This is a genomic window from Rhodococcus baikonurensis (assembly GCF_040489275.1).
In the GTDB taxonomy this organism is placed as follows: Bacteria; Actinomycetota; Actinomycetes; order Mycobacteriales; family Mycobacteriaceae; genus Rhodococcus_F; species Rhodococcus_F baikonurensis.
On record NZ_JBEUOQ010000015.1, the window covers coordinates 79,370 to 96,763 of the forward strand.

20 protein-coding genes are annotated in these 17,394 nt (G+C 62.9%); 9 read left to right on the plus strand and 11 right to left on the minus strand.

Annotated features, from left to right (window positions below; all coding sequences use genetic code 11):
- Positions 1-372 precede the first annotated feature (372 nt).
- Both ABWI03_RS27120 and ABWI03_RS27125 read right to left on the minus strand, forming a co-directional pair.
- Positions 373-741 (minus strand): hypothetical protein, encoded by a 369-nt coding sequence (locus ABWI03_RS27120; protein ID WP_296554105.1) that lies wholly within the window; start codon positions 739-741, stop codon positions 373-375.
- A 25-nt stretch (positions 742-766) separates the two neighbouring features.
- Positions 767-2,113, minus strand: coding sequence for an APC family permease (locus ABWI03_RS27125; protein ID WP_353799003.1), 1,347 nt, complete (start codon positions 2,111-2,113; stop codon positions 767-769).
- A gap of 146 nt (positions 2,114-2,259) precedes the next feature.
- Here ABWI03_RS27125 and ABWI03_RS27130 point away from each other — a divergent pair, with 146 nt between their 5' ends.
- A complete protein-coding gene (locus tag ABWI03_RS27130; protein WP_298772825.1) occupies positions 2,260-2,931 on the plus strand; it encodes a DNA alkylation repair protein in 672 nt (223 codons plus the stop codon).
- A gap of 5 nt (positions 2,932-2,936) precedes the next feature.
- Here ABWI03_RS27130 and ABWI03_RS27135 read toward each other — a convergent pair whose 3' ends face one another.
- The gene (locus ABWI03_RS27135; RefSeq protein ID WP_298772827.1) at positions 2,937-3,881 is read right to left on the minus strand and encodes a GlxA family transcriptional regulator; all 945 of its coding nucleotides are present in this window, start codon (positions 3,879-3,881) and stop codon (positions 2,937-2,939) included.
- A 206-nt stretch (positions 3,882-4,087) separates the two neighbouring features.
- Here ABWI03_RS27135 and ABWI03_RS27140 point away from each other — a divergent pair, with 206 nt between their 5' ends.
- From ABWI03_RS27140 to ABWI03_RS27155, 4 genes are all read left to right on the plus strand, one after another.
- Complete coding sequence (locus tag ABWI03_RS27140) at positions 4,088-4,762, plus strand: DJ-1/PfpI family protein (RefSeq protein WP_298772829.1); 675 nt, start codon at positions 4,088-4,090, stop codon at positions 4,760-4,762.
- 34 nt (positions 4,763-4,796) lie between these two features.
- Positions 4,797-5,267, plus strand: a complete 471-nt coding sequence (locus ABWI03_RS27145) for a DUF2269 family protein (protein ID WP_298772831.1) — start codon at positions 4,797-4,799, stop codon at positions 5,265-5,267.
- Positions 5,268-5,348: 81 nt separating this feature from the next.
- Positions 5,349-6,014, plus strand: a complete 666-nt coding sequence (locus tag ABWI03_RS27150) for a HEAT repeat domain-containing protein (RefSeq protein WP_298772833.1) — start codon at positions 5,349-5,351, stop codon at positions 6,012-6,014.
- 13 nt (positions 6,015-6,027) lie between these two features.
- Positions 6,028-7,062: a MerR family transcriptional regulator gene (locus tag ABWI03_RS27155; protein WP_298772834.1), complete on the plus strand. Its 1,035-nt coding sequence runs from the start codon at positions 6,028-6,030 to the stop codon at positions 7,060-7,062.
- A 37-nt stretch (positions 7,063-7,099) separates the two neighbouring features.
- On the opposite strand, the gene ABWI03_RS27160 is transcribed toward ABWI03_RS27155, so the two are convergent.
- Together ABWI03_RS27160 and ABWI03_RS27165 are read right to left on the minus strand one after the other, a co-directional pair.
- Positions 7,100-7,471 (minus strand): SdpI family protein, encoded by a 372-nt coding sequence (locus ABWI03_RS27160; protein WP_298772835.1) that lies wholly within the window; start codon positions 7,469-7,471, stop codon positions 7,100-7,102.
- Between the two features lie 160 nt (positions 7,472-7,631).
- Entirely contained in the window at positions 7,632-7,973 is a 342-nt protein-coding gene (locus ABWI03_RS27165) for a VOC family protein (protein ID WP_298772837.1), read from the minus strand.
- Between the two features lie 162 nt (positions 7,974-8,135).
- Between ABWI03_RS27165 and ABWI03_RS27170 the strand changes: the two genes are divergently transcribed.
- The gene (locus ABWI03_RS27170) at positions 8,136-8,579 is read left to right on the plus strand and encodes a hypothetical protein (protein ID WP_298772839.1); all 444 of its coding nucleotides are present in this window, start codon (positions 8,136-8,138) and stop codon (positions 8,577-8,579) included.
- 127 nt (positions 8,580-8,706) lie between these two features.
- Positions 8,707-9,201 carry a DinB family protein gene (locus ABWI03_RS27175; RefSeq protein WP_296554114.1) on the plus strand — a complete coding sequence of 165 codons (495 nt, stop codon included), beginning with the start codon at positions 8,707-8,709 and terminating at the stop codon, positions 9,199-9,201.
- Between the two features lie 97 nt (positions 9,202-9,298).
- Here ABWI03_RS27175 and ABWI03_RS27180 read toward each other — a convergent pair whose 3' ends face one another.
- The 5 genes from ABWI03_RS27180 to ABWI03_RS27200 all read right to left on the minus strand — a co-directional run bounded on the left by ABWI03_RS27180 (position 9,299) and on the right by ABWI03_RS27200 (position 13,451).
- Complete coding sequence (locus ABWI03_RS27180; protein ID WP_298772842.1) at positions 9,299-9,760, minus strand: DUF6389 family protein; 462 nt, start codon at positions 9,758-9,760, stop codon at positions 9,299-9,301.
- A 38-nt stretch (positions 9,761-9,798) separates the two neighbouring features.
- Positions 9,799-10,497 carry an NUDIX domain-containing protein gene (locus ABWI03_RS27185; RefSeq protein WP_298772844.1) on the minus strand — a complete coding sequence of 233 codons (699 nt, stop codon included), beginning with the start codon at positions 10,495-10,497 and terminating at the stop codon, positions 9,799-9,801.
- A 160-nt stretch (positions 10,498-10,657) separates the two neighbouring features.
- Positions 10,658-11,686 (minus strand): 4-hydroxy-2-oxovalerate aldolase, encoded by a 1,029-nt coding sequence (dmpG, locus tag ABWI03_RS27190; RefSeq protein ID WP_020909650.1) that lies wholly within the window; start codon positions 11,684-11,686, stop codon positions 10,658-10,660.
- The gene (locus ABWI03_RS27195) at positions 11,683-12,627 is read right to left on the minus strand and encodes an acetaldehyde dehydrogenase (acetylating) (protein ID WP_020909649.1); all 945 of its coding nucleotides are present in this window, start codon (positions 12,625-12,627) and stop codon (positions 11,683-11,685) included. Before ABWI03_RS27195 ends, dmpG begins: the two co-directional genes overlap by 4 nt.
- Positions 12,624-13,451 (minus strand): 2-keto-4-pentenoate hydratase, encoded by an 828-nt coding sequence (locus ABWI03_RS27200; RefSeq protein ID WP_298772846.1) that lies wholly within the window; start codon positions 13,449-13,451, stop codon positions 12,624-12,626. The genes ABWI03_RS27195 and ABWI03_RS27200 overlap by 4 nt, the downstream gene beginning before the upstream one ends.
- A 69-nt stretch (positions 13,452-13,520) precedes the next feature.
- On the opposite strand from ABWI03_RS27200, the gene ABWI03_RS27205 reads away from it, so the two are divergent.
- Entirely contained in the window at positions 13,521-14,282 is a 762-nt protein-coding gene (locus tag ABWI03_RS27205) for an IclR family transcriptional regulator (RefSeq protein WP_095971733.1), read from the plus strand.
- Here ABWI03_RS27205 and helR read toward each other — a convergent pair.
- Positions 14,244-16,466, minus strand: coding sequence for an RNA polymerase recycling motor ATPase HelR (gene helR, locus ABWI03_RS27210; protein WP_298772850.1), 2,223 nt, complete (start codon positions 16,464-16,466; stop codon positions 14,244-14,246). The genes ABWI03_RS27205 and helR overlap by 39 nt on opposite strands.
- A gap of 271 nt (positions 16,467-16,737) precedes the next feature.
- On the opposite strand from helR, the gene ABWI03_RS27215 reads away from it, so the two are divergent.
- Positions 16,738-17,202 (plus strand): hypothetical protein, encoded by a 465-nt coding sequence (locus ABWI03_RS27215; RefSeq protein ID WP_298772852.1) that lies wholly within the window; start codon positions 16,738-16,740, stop codon positions 17,200-17,202.
- Positions 17,203-17,394 lie beyond the last annotated feature (192 nt).

A 17,394-nucleotide genomic window follows, 5' to 3' on the forward strand; every position in this document is an offset into this window, starting at 1 on the left:
GTTCACAGATCAATCCAACGTCGACATGCTGGAAATGTTCAGCGCCAACATCACGGGCACGATTCTTTGCCCGAGCGCCTGATCCCGCGAACGATCGGCAGTGGCGTTCGGTGCATCGAAGTTCGCGATCAACGGCATTGCCGACGCATGGAGAGGGCTATCGGAAGGACCGACTCGCGGTGACTGTCCTGCATCTCGAATATCTCAATACAGAAGACGGACTCGACGTGCCCCGCGACGTCGCGGCCACCGGGGAAGAGGGATCCTGGTCCCGGTGCATCACGTTGTGAATACGATGCGCCCGACTATTCTGACCCAAGGTTGTGAACCTTTGCCGTGAATCTGTTTGTCGAACAGGCATATTCAGAGATTTTACCCATAGGTCAGGAGGTAAGCTCCTGCCGGATACACGACGGTGAGCCCCGTCAGGAGCCATGCCATGTACGGCCGGATGTAGAGGCGCCGCAGGCGGTGCAATCGCAGGGAAGATCGCAAGAACGCACCTACGGAGCCGAGCAGCAACACGAGGCTCGGGACGAACACCGCCAGCCGGCGATCTTTCTGTGAGCACAGCAAGGTGTCGGTGCCGAAGCATTCGCCTCGTCGCGAGCCCAACCACACGATCGCGATAACCAATACTGCGGTAGCCAGAACGACTGACAGGCCGTACGTCAGGGTTCGCCTGTCGATCTTTCGCTCTCGACGCTGAATTACATCTGGTGCGTCAGAACTGTCGGTCATCACACCCCCTCGTGAACATCGCACCTTACTTCGTGGATCGCCGGTGGGAGAGGGCGTACAGCACAACTCCGACGGCCAAGAGTAATGATGCGCGCAACCATGTCGCAGCGCTCTGCTGGGTGAGCAACGCAACGCACGTCCCGAGGGCGAGGATCGGAAAGATGATCGGCGTTCGGAAATGTTCGTGTTGCACTACGTCACGACGTAAAACCAGGACCGCGATGTTGGTGCTGATGAATACGAAAAGCAGCAGGAGTACCACCGTCTCCGCCAGGGCCGACAACGAGCCGGTGACGCACAGGGCCATGGCAACGGCGGTGGTCGCGATGATCGCCACCCAAGGGGTCCGGCGCCGCGGCAGCACCCGCGCGAATACGCTGGGGAGCAAGCCTTCCGACGCCATTCCGTACGTGAGCCTGCTCGCCATGATCATTGTCAGCAGTGCGCCGTTGGCGACGGCGACCAACGCGATCAGGCTGAACAGGCGAGGTGGAACGCCGACGTCGGCAGCTGACACAACTTCCAGCAGTGGCACGGAGGATGCGGCAAGTTCGTCGGCGGGCAGGACCACCGAGACAGCCAGGCCGACAAGGACATAGGCGGCGCCGGCTGTCAGCAATGCTCCGAACAGTGCGCGTGGGTAGACCTTGCTCACGTTCTTCACTTCTTCGGCGACGTTCGCGGACGTTTCGAAGCCGACAAAAGAGTAGTACGCGAGGAGTGCCGCAGCCAGCACCGCGAGTGCAGGCGATCGGCTGTCGTCGAACTCCACGACGCGGCTCAGGGTTCCGTCGCCGCGCCCGAGAACTATGCAAGCGAGGACGACAACGAGGACGAGCCCGGTGACCTCCACGACTGTCATGATGACGTTGGCGCGCATCGACTCCTTGATGCCTCTGGCATTGAGAAGTCCCACCAGGAGCAGGAAGACGAGCGCCGCTGGAACGGTTGGGACGTCGATGAAGGCTTTGAGATAGTCGCCCGAGAAGGCGAGGGCGAGTCCCGCCGCACTGGTTACGCCGGCCGCCAGCATCGAGAAGCCGACAAGGAACGAGATCAGTGGTTTCCGATACGCCCGTTGGGCGAATACTGCTGCACCGCCCGCCCGCGGATATTTGGTGACCAGTTCGGCATACGACGTTGCTGTCAGCAATGCCATGACGAGCGCTACGAGCAGTGGTACCCAGACGGCTCCACCAACTTCACCGGCGATGACGCCCACCAATGCGTAGATGCCGGCGCCCAGGACGTCTCCGAGGATGAACATGAAAAGGAGTGGGCCGGTTATGGCCCGAGTGAGAACGTTCTTACCGCCGCCTTCATCTCCGCGTGTGGTTTCGTCCACGTTCTCAGCACCCGCGGCGCGTCGCATATGCAAGGTTCGTCCTGTCTTCATGGTGGCGTGCCGCCACCTCAGGAGCAGACATGTACCCAGTGGTCGAAGTTTCAAACGTGGGTCGCTCGCCTTCTCGTGCTTTGCTTGTAGGTGAATCGCAGAAATAGTGACTGGAGGACGACGTGGCTGAAACGACGGTTGCCGCGGTGATGGACGAGCTGGCTGCGCTCGAGGATCCGAAGGCGCGCGCGGTGAACGAGAAACACGGTGACGATCACGGTGTGAACCTTTCAAAGCTGCGCGCTGTTGCGAAGCGATTGAAGACTCAGCAGGAACTCGCACAACAGCTTTGGGCAACGGGCGACACCGCAGCGAGACTGCTTGCCCTTCTGATCTGCCGCCCGAAGGTGTTCGAGCGTGACCAGTTGGACGTCATGTTGCGTGAGGCCCGTACTCCCAAGGTGCAGGACTGGCTCGTCAACTACGTGGTGAAGAAGAACCCGCACGCGGAGGAATTGCGGGTGGCCTGGACCGCAGACTCCGATCCTGTGGTTGCGAGCGCCGGCTGGGCCCTGACTACCGAGCGCGTAGCGAAGAAGCCTGAGGGACTTGATCTTTCAGGATTGCTCGACGTCATCGAGGCGGAGATGAAGGATGCTCCTGATCGCCTGCAATGGGCGATGAACCACTGCCTGGCTCAGATCGGGATCGAACATGCCGAGTTCCGGGCCCGCGCAATCGACATCGGTGAGCGTCTGCGAGTGCTCGAGGATTACCCGACTCCGCCGAACTGTACCTCGCCGTTTGCGCCGATCTGGATCTCGGAGATGGTGAGCAGACAGAGTGAGAAGTAGGTCGACTACCGCGACGTTCGAAACTGCGTCCGGTATCGCTGTGGACTGGTACCGACCAGGTCTCGGAAGCGTTCGCGGAATGTCGTGACGGCATTGAACCCGACTTGTCCCGCAACACGTTCGATGGAGTGGTCGGTAGTCTCGAGCAGAAATTGCGCTTGGCGGAGCCGCGCGTGATGGAGCCACTGCAACGGCGTCGTACCGATTTGTTCCTGGAACCGGCGGTTGAGCGTGCGGGTGCTCATCGTTGCCTTGGCCGCGATCGCCGTGATGTCGAGCTGCTCCCCGAGATTCTCCTCCATCCAGTTCAGTAGTGGTCGAAGGGTTGCCCCGCTGGGTACGGGAGGTTCGTGGACGATGAATTGTGCTTGCCCTCCGGCACGTTCGAGCGGCATCACGCTCAGTCGCGCAGTGTCGGCGGCGACCGCAGACCCGTAGTCCTGACGCACCATGTACAGGCAAAGGTCGAGTGCGGCCGCGGCGCCGGCGGAAGTCAGGACGTGCCCGTTGTCTACGTAGAGAACGGCGGCATCGACGTCGATGGCCGGGTGCCGGCGGGCCAGCTCCGACGCTGCCGCCCAGTGGGTTGTCGCGCGAAGTCCGTCGAGCAAGCCTGTGTCGGCGAGTGTGAATGCACCGACGCACAGTGACGCAATGCGTGTGCCGCGGTCCGCGGCTGATCTGAGGGAATCGATGATCGCGGGGTCGATCGGCACGTCGAGATCGGCGGTGCCGGGAATGATGATCGTGCTGGCCTGGGCGAGGCGTGGCAGTCCGTGCGGTACTCGCATTGTGAACGTTCCGGTCTCCACCTCCTCGGTGAGCGCGCACACTGCGGTCCGATACGCCGGTGCACCCGAGGGGAGTCTGCATCGTCCGAAGACTTCGAGGGGTGCCGCCAGATCCATCGGTACCACCCCGGGCAACGCGAGAACTGCAACGTCATGCATGTCTGAAACTTAGCGTATGTGGCGCGAGATCCGACGAACTCGTGAATCGAAAAAGCTCGTCAACTGGTATTTTGCAGAATCTTCGACATTGTCTGAAAACCGTCGAAGGTTGGCTTTCAGCCGTCGCTGCGGAGGCGAATTTCCTCCTACTGTCGTGGGGGACAGCGACGTGCGCAGGAGTGCGTCGCACAAAATCGGAGGTTGCAGTGCACGCGCAAATCGTGTTGTTCGACGGATTCGATCCCATGGATGTCGTGGGCCCGTACGAGGTGCTTTACGCCGGGGGGCTCGCCAGCGGTGGGGCGTTGAGCGTGGAACTCGTCAGCGCGGAGGGGCCTCGGACCGTCCTGAGCGGGAGTGGTGAACTTGCGATGACTGCCACTGCGACCCTCGATGTAGAACACGCGGATTTGATCATCGTTCCCGGAGCATCGGGTCTCTTCGAACCCAACGCGAACCAGCCGGGTACCAGCTTGCCGGAAAGGCTCGCGGCCACAACGAAAACCGAACTGCCTGTCATGATGCGCCGCGCACTCGACGATCCCGGTGTTCTCGTTGCGACCGTCTGTGGAGGGTCATTGGCACTGGCGATGGCGGGGCTTCTCGTCGGGCGCCGCGCCGTGACGCATCATCTCGCCGTGGACGCACTGGCGGCCGGCGGGGCAATTCCGATCCAGGCGCGAATCGTCGACGACGGTGACCTGATCACCGCCGGCGGTGTGACATCCGGTCTCGACCTGGGCCTGTACCTGTTGGAACGATGCCTCGGGCCCCGGATAAGTCTCGAGGTCGAAGCGCTCTTCGACTACGAGCGTCGTGGAACGGTGTGGTCGGCCAAAGGCGCCGAGCCTGTAATCACCTTCGCCCCGGGCGCGGCGTGAATACGCTTACGCGTACCGAAACGCGAGAACTCCCATGACCGGAATCCTGCTGTCCCTCCATGTGATTGCGGCCATTCTTGCCATCGGCCCCGTCGCTGTGGCGGCGAGTATGTTCCCGGTGGCGAGCCGCGCAGCGCTCGCCGATCCGGACAGCGGCAGTGTTGCGACGACGGGAATGTTGCATCGCATCGTTCGGGTGTACGCCACGATCGGGATCGTCGTTCCGATGCTCGGTGTCGCGACCGCCGTCAATCTGGGGGTACTCGGTGACCTGTGGATCCTCACCTCGATTGCACTCACCGTCGTTGCTGCCGTGATACTCACCGCGGTAGTGCTCCCTGCCCAACGGCTGACGATGGCTGCGATCGACGGAACCGGGACCGGTGTGGACGTCGCAACGCGGCTGACCCGTCGACTGGGTACTTCGACGGGAATCTTCAATCTGCTGTGGGTCGTTGTCGTCGTCCTGATGATCTTTCGGCCAGGATCGACAACCGGCGTGTAGTCCGAGGTGATTTTCACGTGTCGGTGACAGCGGAGCTTGACCTTGACACAGTGACAAGGACTCCAATGGTCGACGAAGGAGGTGGTTGTCGTGAACACAACCAACCACGGTGGGCAGAATGCTCACCTCGTCGACGCACTGGCCGCAGCCGACCCCTCGGTTCGGCTGCGAGCCGCGCTCGCCGCCGGCACACGCCCGGACCCTGAGCTGACGAATGCCCTGGTCGATCGGTGTGCCGTCGAGCCGGACTTCTTCGTCCGCGACATGTTGACCTGGGCATTGTGCCGCCTGCCGGCTGAAATCACGGTGCCGCAGCTGATTCGTGAGCTCGGGACCGACGGTTCGCAAGCCCGCAGCCAGGCACTCCACACCTTGTCCAAGATCGGCGATCCGATCGCGTGGCCCGAGGTCTCTGCGCTGGTTCACGACCAGGACGACGAAGTCGCGCGCAGTGCGTGGCGTGCGGCCGTGGCTCTCGTGCCCGTTGGAGGTGAAGGTGCACTCGCGACCGATCTGGCCACCGAACTCGGACGGGGTGAACTGCAGATGCAGCTCAGTCTCAGCAGAGCTCTGACAGGGCTCGGCGAGGCTGTACTTCCGGTGCTCGAGGCGGCCGGCGCAAGCACGAATCCGCGTGTTCGGGCGCATGCTGATGCTACAAAGCAACTCTGGCACGACCCCGACGGTGGGTTCGCTCTCTCGCACGAGTTGGCGAAGCGCGTCGCGGCAATCGGCCCGGACGCGTAGGAAGGGGAGACGGATGTTGATCGGCGAGGTCTCGCGGCGCTGTGGTGTCAGCACACGGATGCTGCGTCACTACGACACATTGGGGCTGGTGAAGCCGACGGGCCGCACGTCCGGCGGTTACCGCGAGTACTCCGCCGACGACATCCGCCGACTCTTCCACGTCGAAAGCCTGAGGACGTTGGGGCTCTCGTTGAACGAGGCCAAGCGTGCACTGGACGAACCGGACTTCGCCCCAGCCGATTTGGTGGGTGAACTCATGCAACACACTCGTCAACGGATCGCGGCGGAGGAGGAATTGCTGACCAAACTCGAAAGGGTCGACGCCACCGCCCCTTCGGAGTGGGACGACGTCCTGCGCATGGTCTCGCTGTTGCGTGCACTCGAATCCGAGTTCGCCGCCCACCGTCAGCAAGCGATCCTGTCGCAGGATGCGAATGCGGCATTGCCCGTCGACGCACTCGTCGAAGCCATCCTGTCGGAGAAGGATGCCAACGTGGCGGGTGCGTTGCAGTGGGCGTTGGCGAGGAGCGAAGGTGCGGGCCTTGCAGGTCTCACGAAGGGGCTCGAATCGGAGGACGTCGAGGTTCGACGCCGCGCGACGTCGGCCATATCCGGGATCCACGCCGAGGAAGCAACTCGGTCACTGAAGCGAGCTCTCGATGATTCGGACGCGATAGTCCGTGCCGACGCCGCTCTCGCCCTCGGATCTCGCGGAGAGGCCGTCTCGATGCCCGCTCTCCTCGAGATGGTCGCCGACGGGCGACGCGACGTCGAGGCCGGCGAGGTGCTCGGTCTTCTCGCGGAGCACTCACCGACCAGCGGTGAGGTCGTCGATGCCGTGCAGGCAAAGCTCGACGGCACTGGCGACGCCCCGACGAGGTTGCGAATCACGCAGGCGCTCGCAGAGATTCCCGGCGCGGCAGCACGCGAGGCGCTCGCCCGGATCGCCAGCGACGACGACAAGACGGTCGCGTCCACGGCGGTGGCGATTCTCGAGATGCGCGATCGAGGACCACGTCGGCGCGAACGACCGCGTATCGGGAGCTGAGACCTTGGGCACGTCTGACAGCGGCAGGGTCAGGCGGTCAAGGCTGCAACGATTTCGCCGCGGCATTGCCCTTCAACCCTGCGAAGAGCAGGACAAGGAGAACCGCTAGAAACACGACTGTTGAGGCGACAGCCGACACCACAGATCCGAAACCCGTCACGACGCCGATGGTGACCTGCATGCACATTCCCGCTACGGCTGTCCACATCGTCAGGCGCAGAAGCGGACGCGCAATCTGATGGGCCAATCGCCACGCCTCTGGACTCGAGGTCGTCGACTTGGACCGTATGCCGACAACGGGATTCGGTTCGTCGCCGACGAGTCGCGGCATGAGCCCAGCAACGAACGCGAGGATAAGCGTCGACGACGCAAGTGAGGCCGTCAGGCCTAGTAAGTCAGGCGATTCCATCCGTCCAGCCCCCAATCGGCAGATTTGACTCAGCGGACGGTGCCGCCGGGACACGTCCGACTGTATGCGAACGAAGGCATGTACAGCTGTTCGGGTGACGCGATTTCGGGCCTTGCCGGATGAGTAGGGGCCACGTTCTCGGACCGTTGTCAAACAAGCCCTAGTGCGGATCACCTACGCAGAAAAGGTTTCCCGCCGGATCCGCGAGAACGTCCCAAGTCGATCCACCCGCTTCGTGGCGCTCGACGTGGGCCGCGCCTGCCGCGACGAACGCTGCGACGACCTCGTCTCGTGGAGGATCGTGCGACTCGAGGTCGAAGTCGAGGTGAAGCGTATTCCTTTGGCTGCGAGCCTGATCGATTCGTTGGAAACCGAGAGTGAGCGGGAGATCCGGGGCCGTCACCGTGAGGAAGTCTTCGTCGCCGTCAATGCTCGCGTTGCTGAATCGCTCCGACCACCAGGTGGCCAACGATCGGGCGTCCGTTGCATCGAACGTAACCATGGCCAATCGCACCATCCCACACCAACCTCTGTACACGTGAATGCCTTTCGAACGATCTTAGGCAACACCTTGCACCTGCTGCGGAGTGATCAGCGGATAGTGTCTGCTTTCGTGGTGGATCAACGGCGACAGAGTGTGCGACGCAGGTACCTGAGCCTTGGCATGGGAGAGTTGGCAGCCGCGTCCGTATTCGCCGCTGTGGCTGTCGGCGTCGTGACTCCTCGCCTCGAAGGTCCGCAAGACTCCGCTGCGCTATGGTCGGCGCTGGCCCCACTGCTTGTGATCCTCATGCAAGCAGGTGTCTATTGGCTGCTTGCACGAGGCTGGACCGAGTTGGAGTCGATGCCGGCCCGCCTCGCAGCGCTTTACCGCGTGTTTCGGGTCCTCGATGTTCTCCTGCTGGCGATAGCTCTTCTCGGCGTTGTCATCTGGTTACCAGATCACTCCGGCACGGCCGTGGGCGTCGTGACGGTGTGGGCTTTCGGCGTCGTCGAGTACGTCAATTACTTCGTGGCTCGTCTCGCCTATCCGCTGCGGCGGTGGCCTTTCGAGGTCGGCAAGTGGCGGAGACCCCAACTTGTGCGCGACCTGAACTCGGCGCGCTGATACCGGCAACCAAGTTGTCTTTGCTGTAACGGCAAAACTTGATGCGGGATCGGAGTGGAACCGGAAGAATCGACCCTGCTCGTCCAGGAAGCCTCTGACTGTTCGTCGCGGAGGAAGGAGAACCACCATGGCTACGTCGCGTCGCAGCCGCCGTGATGTCCCACCGCCCCGGGCGGGAAACAGCGAGGCAGCCACGCTACGAGCGTTTCTCGACTACCTCCGTGATTCGATTGCCGCCAAGGTCGAGGGTGCTCCGGAACCTCAGGTGCGCAACACAGTTGTTCCGTCGGGAACAACCTTGCTCGGGCTGATCAATCATCTGATCTTTGTCGAGCGGTCGATGTTTCTCGCCGAAAACGTGACGGATTGGAAGGCGACCTTTCAGCCGTCATCGGAAGAAAGCGTGGACGATGTCGTCCGTCGCTATCGCGAGACGGTCGAGCGCGCCAACGCAGTTCTCGACGGATGCACAGATCTTGCCGCACCCATCCCGCGACCAGGGGCGAAACGACCCACTCCCAGTGTCCGTTGGGCGCTCGTGCACATGATCGAAGAGACCGGACGCCATGCCGGGCACGCCGATATCCTCCGCGAACTGATCGACGGTTCGACCGGCCGGTGACATCGCAACACCCGATAGATCCGTCGCTGCAACTGGCAGAGCCTGGACGACAACAGTGGCGGTGAGGTCGTTCATCTCGCCGACAGCTTCCGCGCTTTCATCGAGGTGAATGTCCACGACTGAAATCGGGGCCTACGGGAACCGGGTCGGTCGCTCCGTCGGGAGTTGTTACTTCCCAGCGCAGTTCGGATGCAGTCGGGGAAATGAGCGTGTGGATCCACTCGGCCACGACACCGACGATTACTTTCTCCAGTTCCGCGTGCGACCATTCTCGTGGCCGAGTAGGAACCGGCGGTTCCCAGCCTTCCTCGCCCCAGATCACGCCGAATAGCTCTCTCTCGTCACCGATTTGCTGATTCAGGCTGAATGCGTCGGAACCCTCGAATCGTGCCCAGACGCCGAATGTTCCCTCGCCGTCTTGGTCGAGCGAGACATCGATGACAATGCCTTCGGTATGTGAGGTCGCCGTGGCGCGCATCGCCGCCAGCCGGCTTTCGGCCACCGACGATGCAGTGTCGAGGACAGATCTCAGCGCGTCACGGTACTCGGCAGACTCCATCGGTACAGGAACTAGAATTTCAGGCAATCGACTTCGAGTCAGAGCGCCCCCGACATGGCCGCCCATTGAAGAAGAATGACCGTCTTGCCGTCGACGATTTCTCCGCCGGAGATCATGTCGAGTGCCGTCTCGAACGGCAACTCCAGGACTTCGATGTCCTCACCTTCGTCCGGCACTCCGCCACCACTGCCGGTTCTGTCCGCCGGAGTGTATCGGCCGGCGTAGAAATGCACTCTCTCAGTGACGGATCCGGGGCTCATGTACAGATCGAACAGATGTTGCACATCACCGATTGCGACTCCAAGCTCTTCGCTCGTCTCTCGCCGAATGGCTACTTCCGGTGTGTCGGAATCGAGCAAACCGGCTGCGGTCTCGATCAACATTCCGTCGGGGTGTGCGTTGACGTAAGCGGGAAAGCGGAATTGCTTCGTCAACAGGACGGTGCGCCGTTCGGGGTCGTACAGCAAGATCGTCGCGCCGTTCCCGCGGTCGTAGGTTTCCCGTTGCTGTGTCTCGAGGGTTCCGTCCCTTCGCCGGTAAGTGAAGGTGCTGCGACGCAACACATGCCAACCGTCCGAGGTGACCTCGACTCGTTCGACCTCGACATTCGGATTACCGTGCAGCCCGAAGCCTGTTCGGTCGAGGCCGGTGCGACCCCGGCTGTCCGGAATGTCGACGCCGGCACATCCCACCGTTGCAGTTGGGTGTATCTGCCTGTCGCTGTCAGGTTCGGTCATGTCATCCACCGTAGCGAAGATCGGTCCCTCGGCGTTATTGGGCAACAACAGTTTCAGAGGTTGAGCGCCGTCATGACAGAACCTCTCGGCTCAACTGAGAAGTCCCGCCCCCGTCCGGAGACGGGAGCGGGACTCGAGTATCAGCGAACTGGGCAGTGCGTCAGACAGCTTCCTTTGTCGCCTGCGCTGCGAGGGTGAGCGCGATGTCGACGATCATGTCCTCCTGGCCACCCACCAGACGGCGGCGTCCGGCTTCGAGCAGCAGTGTGCGAACGTCGATTCCGTAGCGCTCCGACGCAGCTTCGGCGTGGCGGAGGAAGCTCGAGTACACGCCTGCGTAGCCGAGTGTGAGGGTCTCTCGATCGACGCGGACCGGCCGGTCCTGCAGCGGACGGACGATGTCGTCGGCAGCATCCTGCAAGGCGAACAGGTCGCAGCCGTGCTCCCACTCCTCGATGTTCGCAACGGCGATGAAGGCCTCGAGGGGGCAGTTACCGGCGCCGGCGCCGTGACCGGCAAGTGAAGCGTCGACGCGTGTGACGCCGTTCTGCACTGCAACAACGGAATTGGCCACCGAGAGTGAGAGATTCTCATGGGCGTGGATACCGATTTCGGTGCCCTCGTCGAGGATGTCGCGGTACGCGCGAACACGGTCGGCGACGTCGTTCATCACCAGACGTCCACCCGAGTCGGTGACGTAGACGCAGTGCGCGCCGTACGACTCCATCAGCTTGGCCTGCTTCGCCAGTTCTTCGGCCGGAGCCATGTGGCTCATCATCAGGAAGCCCGAGACGTCCATGCCGATCTCGCGGGCGGTCTCGATGTGCTGCGCGGAGACGTCGGCCTCGGTGCAGTGCGTGGCAACGCGAACCGACCGCACACCGAGGTCGTAAGCATGCTTGAGTTCACTGATCGTGCCGACACCCGGAAGCAGTAGCGTGGTGAGGCGAGCGTGCTCGAGTACCTCGGCCGCAGCTTCGATCCATTCCCAGTCGGTGTTCGAACCGGGGCCGTAGTTGAGCGAGCCGCCGGCGAGGCCGTCACCGTGTGCAACTTCGATCGCGTCGACACCGGCAGCGTCGAGAGCTGTGACGATCCGCTTGACGTCGGTAGGCGAAATGCGGTGGCGGACAGCGTGCATCCCGTCGCGAAGGGTGACGTCCTGGACGAAGATCTTGCGGTTGCTCACTTGGTTGCTTCCTTCTGCTGGGCGATGCGCTCCGCGATCTGCATTCCGGCGGACGTCATGATGTCGAGATTGCCGGCGTACGCAGGCAGGTAGTGTGCAGCACCCTCGACCTCGAGGAACACCGACACCTGATGGGTGGGGCGATTGCCGTCGACGAGCAACGTCTCGACCGGCTGGTCGGCCGGGATCTCGGTGATCTGGACTTCCTGCTTGAGCCGGTAGCCGGGAACATACGCGGAGACGTCGCCGACCATTTTCTCGATCGACTGACGGATCTCCTCGTGAACAGCCGGGTCCGGGGCGTCGACGAGGCAGAAGACCGTGTCGCGCATGATGAGCGGCGGCTCAGCGGGGTTGAGGATGATGATGGCCTTGCCGCGGCGGGCGCCGCCGACAGCCACGATCGCCTCGGACGTGGTCTCGGTGAACTCGTCGATGTTGGCGCGCGTTCCGGGACCTGCGGACTTGGAGGCGATGGACGCGACGATCTCCGCATACGCCACCGGGACCACCCGAGAAACGGCGGCAACCATCGGGATCGTGGCCTGGCCACCACACGTCACCATGTTGACGTTGGGTGCATCCAGGTGCTCGTCCGCGTTGACGGCCGGCACGACGTACGGGCCGATCGCTGCAGGCGTCAGGTCGATCATGCGCTTGCCGAGGGGAGCCAGCCGCGCGTTGTTGGCGACGTGAGCCTTTGCCGAGGTGGCGTCGAAGACGATCTCGATCTCGTCGAAGTTCGGGAGACCGATCAAACCCTCGACACCTTCAGCCGTGATCGGCACGTTCAGACGCGCAGCACGGGCGAGGCCGTCCGACGCCGGGTCGATGCCGACCATCGCGCCCATCTCCAGGTAGTCGGAGTTGCGCAGCACCTTGATCATCAGATCCGTGCCGATGTTGCCCGATCCGATGATCGCGACCTTGACCTTGCTCATGCTTTGTCCTCTTCGCTGGAAAAACTGGTGGTGACGGAACCGAACCCGGAGACGGTCACGGTGACTTCGTTGCCTGCGGTGACCGGCGCCATGGGGCCGAGTGCGCCGGACAGGATCACCTGGCCTGCCGTCAGTGGCTGCCCCAACTCGCGTGCCGTGCGGGCGAGCCAGACGACTGCTTCGATCGGATCGCCCAGGCAGGCGGTTCCGACGCCGGAGGACACCTCGGTGCCGTCGACGGACATCGACATGACGACGCCGGCGGGCTCCACCTCGTCGAGGGTCCGACGTTCGGTTCCCAGGACGTACACGCCCGAGGACGCATTGTCTGCGACGGTGTCACCGAACTTGATGTCCCACGACGCGATGCGGCTGTCGCAGATCTCGATCGCGGCGACGGCGTAGTCGATTGCGCCGCGCACCTGTGCGCTGTCGAGAGGTCCGTCCACAAGGTCGGCACCGAGCACGAAGGCAACTTCCGCTTCGACCTTGGGCTGGATCAAACGACTCATGGGGATGGCGCCACCGGCGGGGAACTCCATGTCGGCGTACAGAACGCCGAGGTCGGGCTGGTCGACACCGAGCTGCTGCTGGACTGCCACCGAGGTCAGGCCGATCTTGCGGCCTACGACGACGGCACCCGCCTGCCGACGGATTTCATCGACGCGGCGCTGGACAGCGTAGGCGGCGACGAGATCGTCGGCGCCGATCAGATCGCGCACAGGCGCGCAGGGAGTACCGCTCGCAATGGCGGCTGCGAGGCGGTCCGCAGCAGCTGCGATGTCGGTCTCGCTAGCTGTACTGGTATTCGTGGGCTGGCTCATGACCACTACCTTCGCCGCAGTACCGAGGTTGCGCCAGGGAACTGTCTCACTCAGCGATACGCTGGGCACGTGACTGGCGGCGCAAACCTCGACACCGTGCTGGGCAAGGCGGTGACGATCCTGCGAGCTTTTCGGGCCGACGACCACATGTTGCCTCTGGCCGTCCTGGTCCAACGGACAGGACTGCACAAGGCGACGGTGCACCGCCTGGCCAACGAACTGGTCGCGAACCGACTACTCGACCGCATCGACGGCGGTTACCGACTCAGCGGCGGTCTCTTCGAACTCGGCATGCTCGCCTCTCTCGAACGTAGCCTCCTGGAGATGGCGATGCCGTTCCTCCAAGACTTGTACGAGCGGACCCACGAGACAGTCCACCTGGGGGTCCGTGACGGCCACGACGTCGTGTACGTCGCGAAGATCGGCGGACATCGACAAGCGAACTCCCCCTCTCGGACCGGTGGCCGGATACCGCTGTACTGCACTGCGATCGGAAAGGCACTCCTGGCGTTCTCCGACAGCGATTTTCGCCGCGAAGTGCTGTCGGAACCGATGACCAGGCGCACCCCGCACACAATTGTCGCGCCCGGCATTCTCAACACTCAACTGAACAGAGTTGTCGAGACCGGCATTGCGTTCGAGCGTGAGGAATCGGCCCCTGGTCTTGCGTGTGTCGCGGCTCCGGTATTCGGAACCAACGACAAACCGGTCGCCGCCATCAGTGTCACCGGCCCCACCAGCCGCTTCGTTCCCGAGAGCCAAGTGCCTTACGTTCGCGCGGCTGCCGAAGGGCTACACAGCACGATCGCTCGTCGCGAACGATTGCGGTGACCTCGCCGTCTCGAACTGGACGAGTCCGCTCAGGGCTTGCGGCAGCGGACCCTCGTGCAAGACGCCGAGACGTTGGGTGGCGCGGGTGAGGGCGACATAGAGCTCCGATGCGCCGCGTGGACCGTCGGCGATGATTCGTTCCGGTTCCACCACGAGTACGGCATCGAACTCCAGGCCCTTCGTTTCCGAAACCGGCACGGCGCCGGGCACATCCGCAGGTCCGATGACGATGCTCGTACCTTCGCGCCCATCCTCGTCCTGATTGAATTCGTCGATGGCGGAGGCCAGTTCGTCGGCCGAGATCTGTCTGGACCACGGCGCGATCCCGCAGGCGCGGACGGACTCGGGTGGTTGGACTCCCGGCGCGAACTCGGCGAGCAATGCGGCGGCGACGCTCATGATCTCGGCCGGCGTGCGGTAGTTCACCGACAGTGATCGGTAGATCCAGCGACCGGGGACATACGGCTCCATCATCGTCGACCACGAGCGGGCACCGGCCGGTGAACGTCGTTGCGCGAGATCGCCTACCACGGTGAAAGACCGGTCAGGACAACGGCGCATCAGGACCCGCCAATCCATCTCGGACAGTTCTTGTGCCTCGTCGACGACGATATGCCGGTACGTCCAGTCACGGTCTGCAGCAGCGCGTTCGGCGAGTTCCCGGGTATCACGTTCGACGAAGCGGTCAGCCAGGTCCTCGGCGTACAGCATGTCCTGGGCGAGAAGGTGATCCTCGTCGTCCATCAGGTCCTCGCGGCTGATCATCATGTCCAGTACGCCCGCTGCATACGCAGCCTCGTCGCGGCGTTCACGTTCGGCACTTTGGTCGACGGGCTTGTCCCGGCCGAGCATGTCCGCCAACTCGTCGAGCAACGGAACGTCCGAGACGGTCCAGCCGTCACCGTCCTGGCGAAGCAGCTTCTCGTCCGCGCCTGCCGCACGTAGTCGTGCCGGAGAAGTAAACAGCTGTGTCAGTAGCTCTTTCGGAGTCAGGATCGGCCAGAGGGTGTCGAGCGCCGCGCCAAACGCGCTGTTTCCCACCAGCTCTGCGGTCAGGTCTGCTCGCACTTGCTCCCAGGCTTCACGGTCACTGCGTGTCAACCACCCCTTGCCGATCCGCGCTATCGCCCGTTCGGTCAGCGCCCAGGTGAGGATTTCGGTGAACACAGTGCGAGCGTCGTTGTGGGGGAGTCCGCTCGAACGGGCTTCTTCTCGGGCCCACTCCGCGGTTTCGGCGTCGATTCGCACGGTGACGTCCGCCAATTCGATCAACAGCGGGTTCTCGGGTAATCGCTGATGATCGGCAATCGCTGCGCCGAGAACGTCGAGGATCTTCAGCGAACCTTTGAGTTCGGCGGCGGCCGGGGTGTCCTCGGCGGTGACGCGCAGGCCGGGAACGAGATCACCGGTGGTTATGAACACCACGTCGGACTCTCCCAGCGAGGGCAGTACGCGGCCGATGTGGTTCAAGAACGCCGGGTTCGGCCCGACCACGAGAACGCCGTGACGTTCCATCCGCTCTCGCTGCGTGTAGAGCAGGTAGGCGACGCGGTGCAAGGCGACGACGGTCTTCCCGGTACCCGGGCCACCCTCGATCACCAACACCCCTGGGTGCTCGAGCCGGACGATGTCGTCCTGCTCGGCCTGGATCGTCGCCACGATGTCCCGCATTCCTTCACCGCGGGGTGCGTTGACTGCCGCGAGCAGGGCGGAGTCGCTGTGCGCGTCGTGTTCTACGCCGTCGGGGCGTCCGAGTACCTCGTCGGTGAAATCGACCACGCGTCGACTACGGGTGTGGAACTGACGGCGTCGACGCATGTTTTCCGGGTTGGCAGCGGTGGCCACATAGAACGCGCGAGACGCCGGCGCCCGCCAATCGAGCAGCACCGGTTCGTAGTCGTTGTCCGCATCGAGAAGGCCGATTCGGCCGATGTACGAAGTCTCACCCGACAGCGAGTCCAACCGGCCGAAGCACAGTCCGTTGTCGGCTACGTCCAGCCTTTTCACCTCTTTGGCAAGTGCGCGCACCTCGGCGTCGCGTTCCATGAGTGCCTCGCCGTTTCCGCGCAGAGCGGTGTTGTACCTGCCTTTGACTCGGGCGCGCTCCGCATCGAGGCGTGCGTAGAGCCCCTCCACATAGTTCCGCTCGGATCGCAGTTCTTCTTCGTATCCCTGGGTTGGCACGTGCCCTCACTTCCGCTGGCTGTTCCGATCCCGTAGTCGGTCGTGCGGGATCGGAAGAGCCATTCTGCGGCACTACCCGGGCCTTGCCGCAAGGCCCCCGGTGAGATATTACATTGATAGTGGAAGGGAGTGTCGATCCTCCCCACAGGTTCTCTCACAGATCCCCCGGACTGACGGACGGCTCCCAGCCTGGTCGATGTTTGGACCCTGAACGCCGCGGGTACAAATGTAATGGCCGGTGTTCGAAAATCGGTTGCCCTCATGAACTTACGTGGATCGAGGGATTGTGAAGGCGATACTGGCAACGGCCGCAAGCATCCTTCTGGTGGTTGCCTTGGCCGTCGCCATCTTGCTGTTGCTTTCCGGATCCCCGCGCGAACGCACCTCTCACGAGCTTGCCGATACGGAGCACACGATCGGTGGGCAGCCGACCACCTGCACCGAGTTGTTCGGCGAAACATGCAGCTTTGCTATGCAGTCGGACTACAACCAGTGGGGACAAAATCTCGAGAGCTTCGTCAATGCCGGGACTCTCGGGCCCTTTGCCCGCAGCATCGGCTTCGTGGCGGAGGCAAAGCTGAGCTTGCAGGCATGCGAGGTCAGCGCAACCGCTGGTCGGACGATTCTCGATTTCTACACTCTCGCCGGGATCGACCACCCCGCGGCCACGACCACAGACCTCTTCCCCTTCTGGAACGAGTCCCGCCAATTCCTGTGCCCGGTAGACAGTTTCTGAGAACGGTTGATCGCTACTCGATGCCGGACTGAACAAAAGCGTCGCGCACGTAACGCTGAACGAAATTCGCACTGGTGCAACAACGTCGCAGTTCGACCACAGGAGTCATGCCCGCACCTCGTCCCAGCACTAAATGTTTATGCGAATTTCGACGGGGTAGGGCCTTCTGTGTGGGAGTCCTGCCTGCGCGGG

Excerpts from the sequence above, each read along its gene's own strand:
- ABWI03_RS27120 (WP_296554105.1), bottom strand. The coding sequence starts at position 741 with ATGACCGACAGTTCTGACGCACCAGATGTAATTCAGCGTCGAGAGCGA.
- ABWI03_RS27125 (WP_353799003.1), bottom strand. The coding sequence starts at position 2,113 with ATGCGACGCGCCGCGGGTGCTGAGAACGTGGACGAAACCACACGCGGA.
- ABWI03_RS27135 (WP_298772827.1), bottom strand. The coding sequence starts at position 3,881 with ATGCATGACGTTGCAGTTCTCGCGTTGCCCGGGGTGGTACCGATGGAT.
- ABWI03_RS27145 (WP_298772831.1), top strand. The coding sequence starts at position 4,797 with ATGACCGGAATCCTGCTGTCCCTCCATGTGATTGCGGCCATTCTTGCC.
- ABWI03_RS27155 (WP_298772834.1), top strand. The coding sequence starts at position 6,028 with ATGTTGATCGGCGAGGTCTCGCGGCGCTGTGGTGTCAGCACACGGATG.
- ABWI03_RS27160 (WP_298772835.1), bottom strand. The coding sequence starts at position 7,471 with ATGGAATCGCCTGACTTACTAGGCCTGACGGCCTCACTTGCGTCGTCG.
- ABWI03_RS27165 (WP_298772837.1), bottom strand. The coding sequence starts at position 7,973 with ATGGTTACGTTCGATGCAACGGACGCCCGATCGTTGGCCACCTGGTGG.
- ABWI03_RS27170 (WP_298772839.1), top strand. The coding sequence starts at position 8,136 with ATGGGAGAGTTGGCAGCCGCGTCCGTATTCGCCGCTGTGGCTGTCGGC.
- ABWI03_RS27175 (WP_296554114.1), top strand. The coding sequence starts at position 8,707 with ATGGCTACGTCGCGTCGCAGCCGCCGTGATGTCCCACCGCCCCGGGCG.
- ABWI03_RS27180 (WP_298772842.1), bottom strand. The coding sequence starts at position 9,760 with ATGGAGTCTGCCGAGTACCGTGACGCGCTGAGATCTGTCCTCGACACT.
- ABWI03_RS27185 (WP_298772844.1), bottom strand. The coding sequence starts at position 10,497 with ATGACCGAACCTGACAGCGACAGGCAGATACACCCAACTGCAACGGTG.
- ABWI03_RS27195 (WP_020909649.1), bottom strand. The coding sequence starts at position 12,627 with ATGAGCAAGGTCAAGGTCGCGATCATCGGATCGGGCAACATCGGCACG.
- ABWI03_RS27200 (WP_298772846.1), bottom strand. The coding sequence starts at position 13,451 with ATGAGCCAGCCCACGAATACCAGTACAGCTAGCGAGACCGACATCGCA.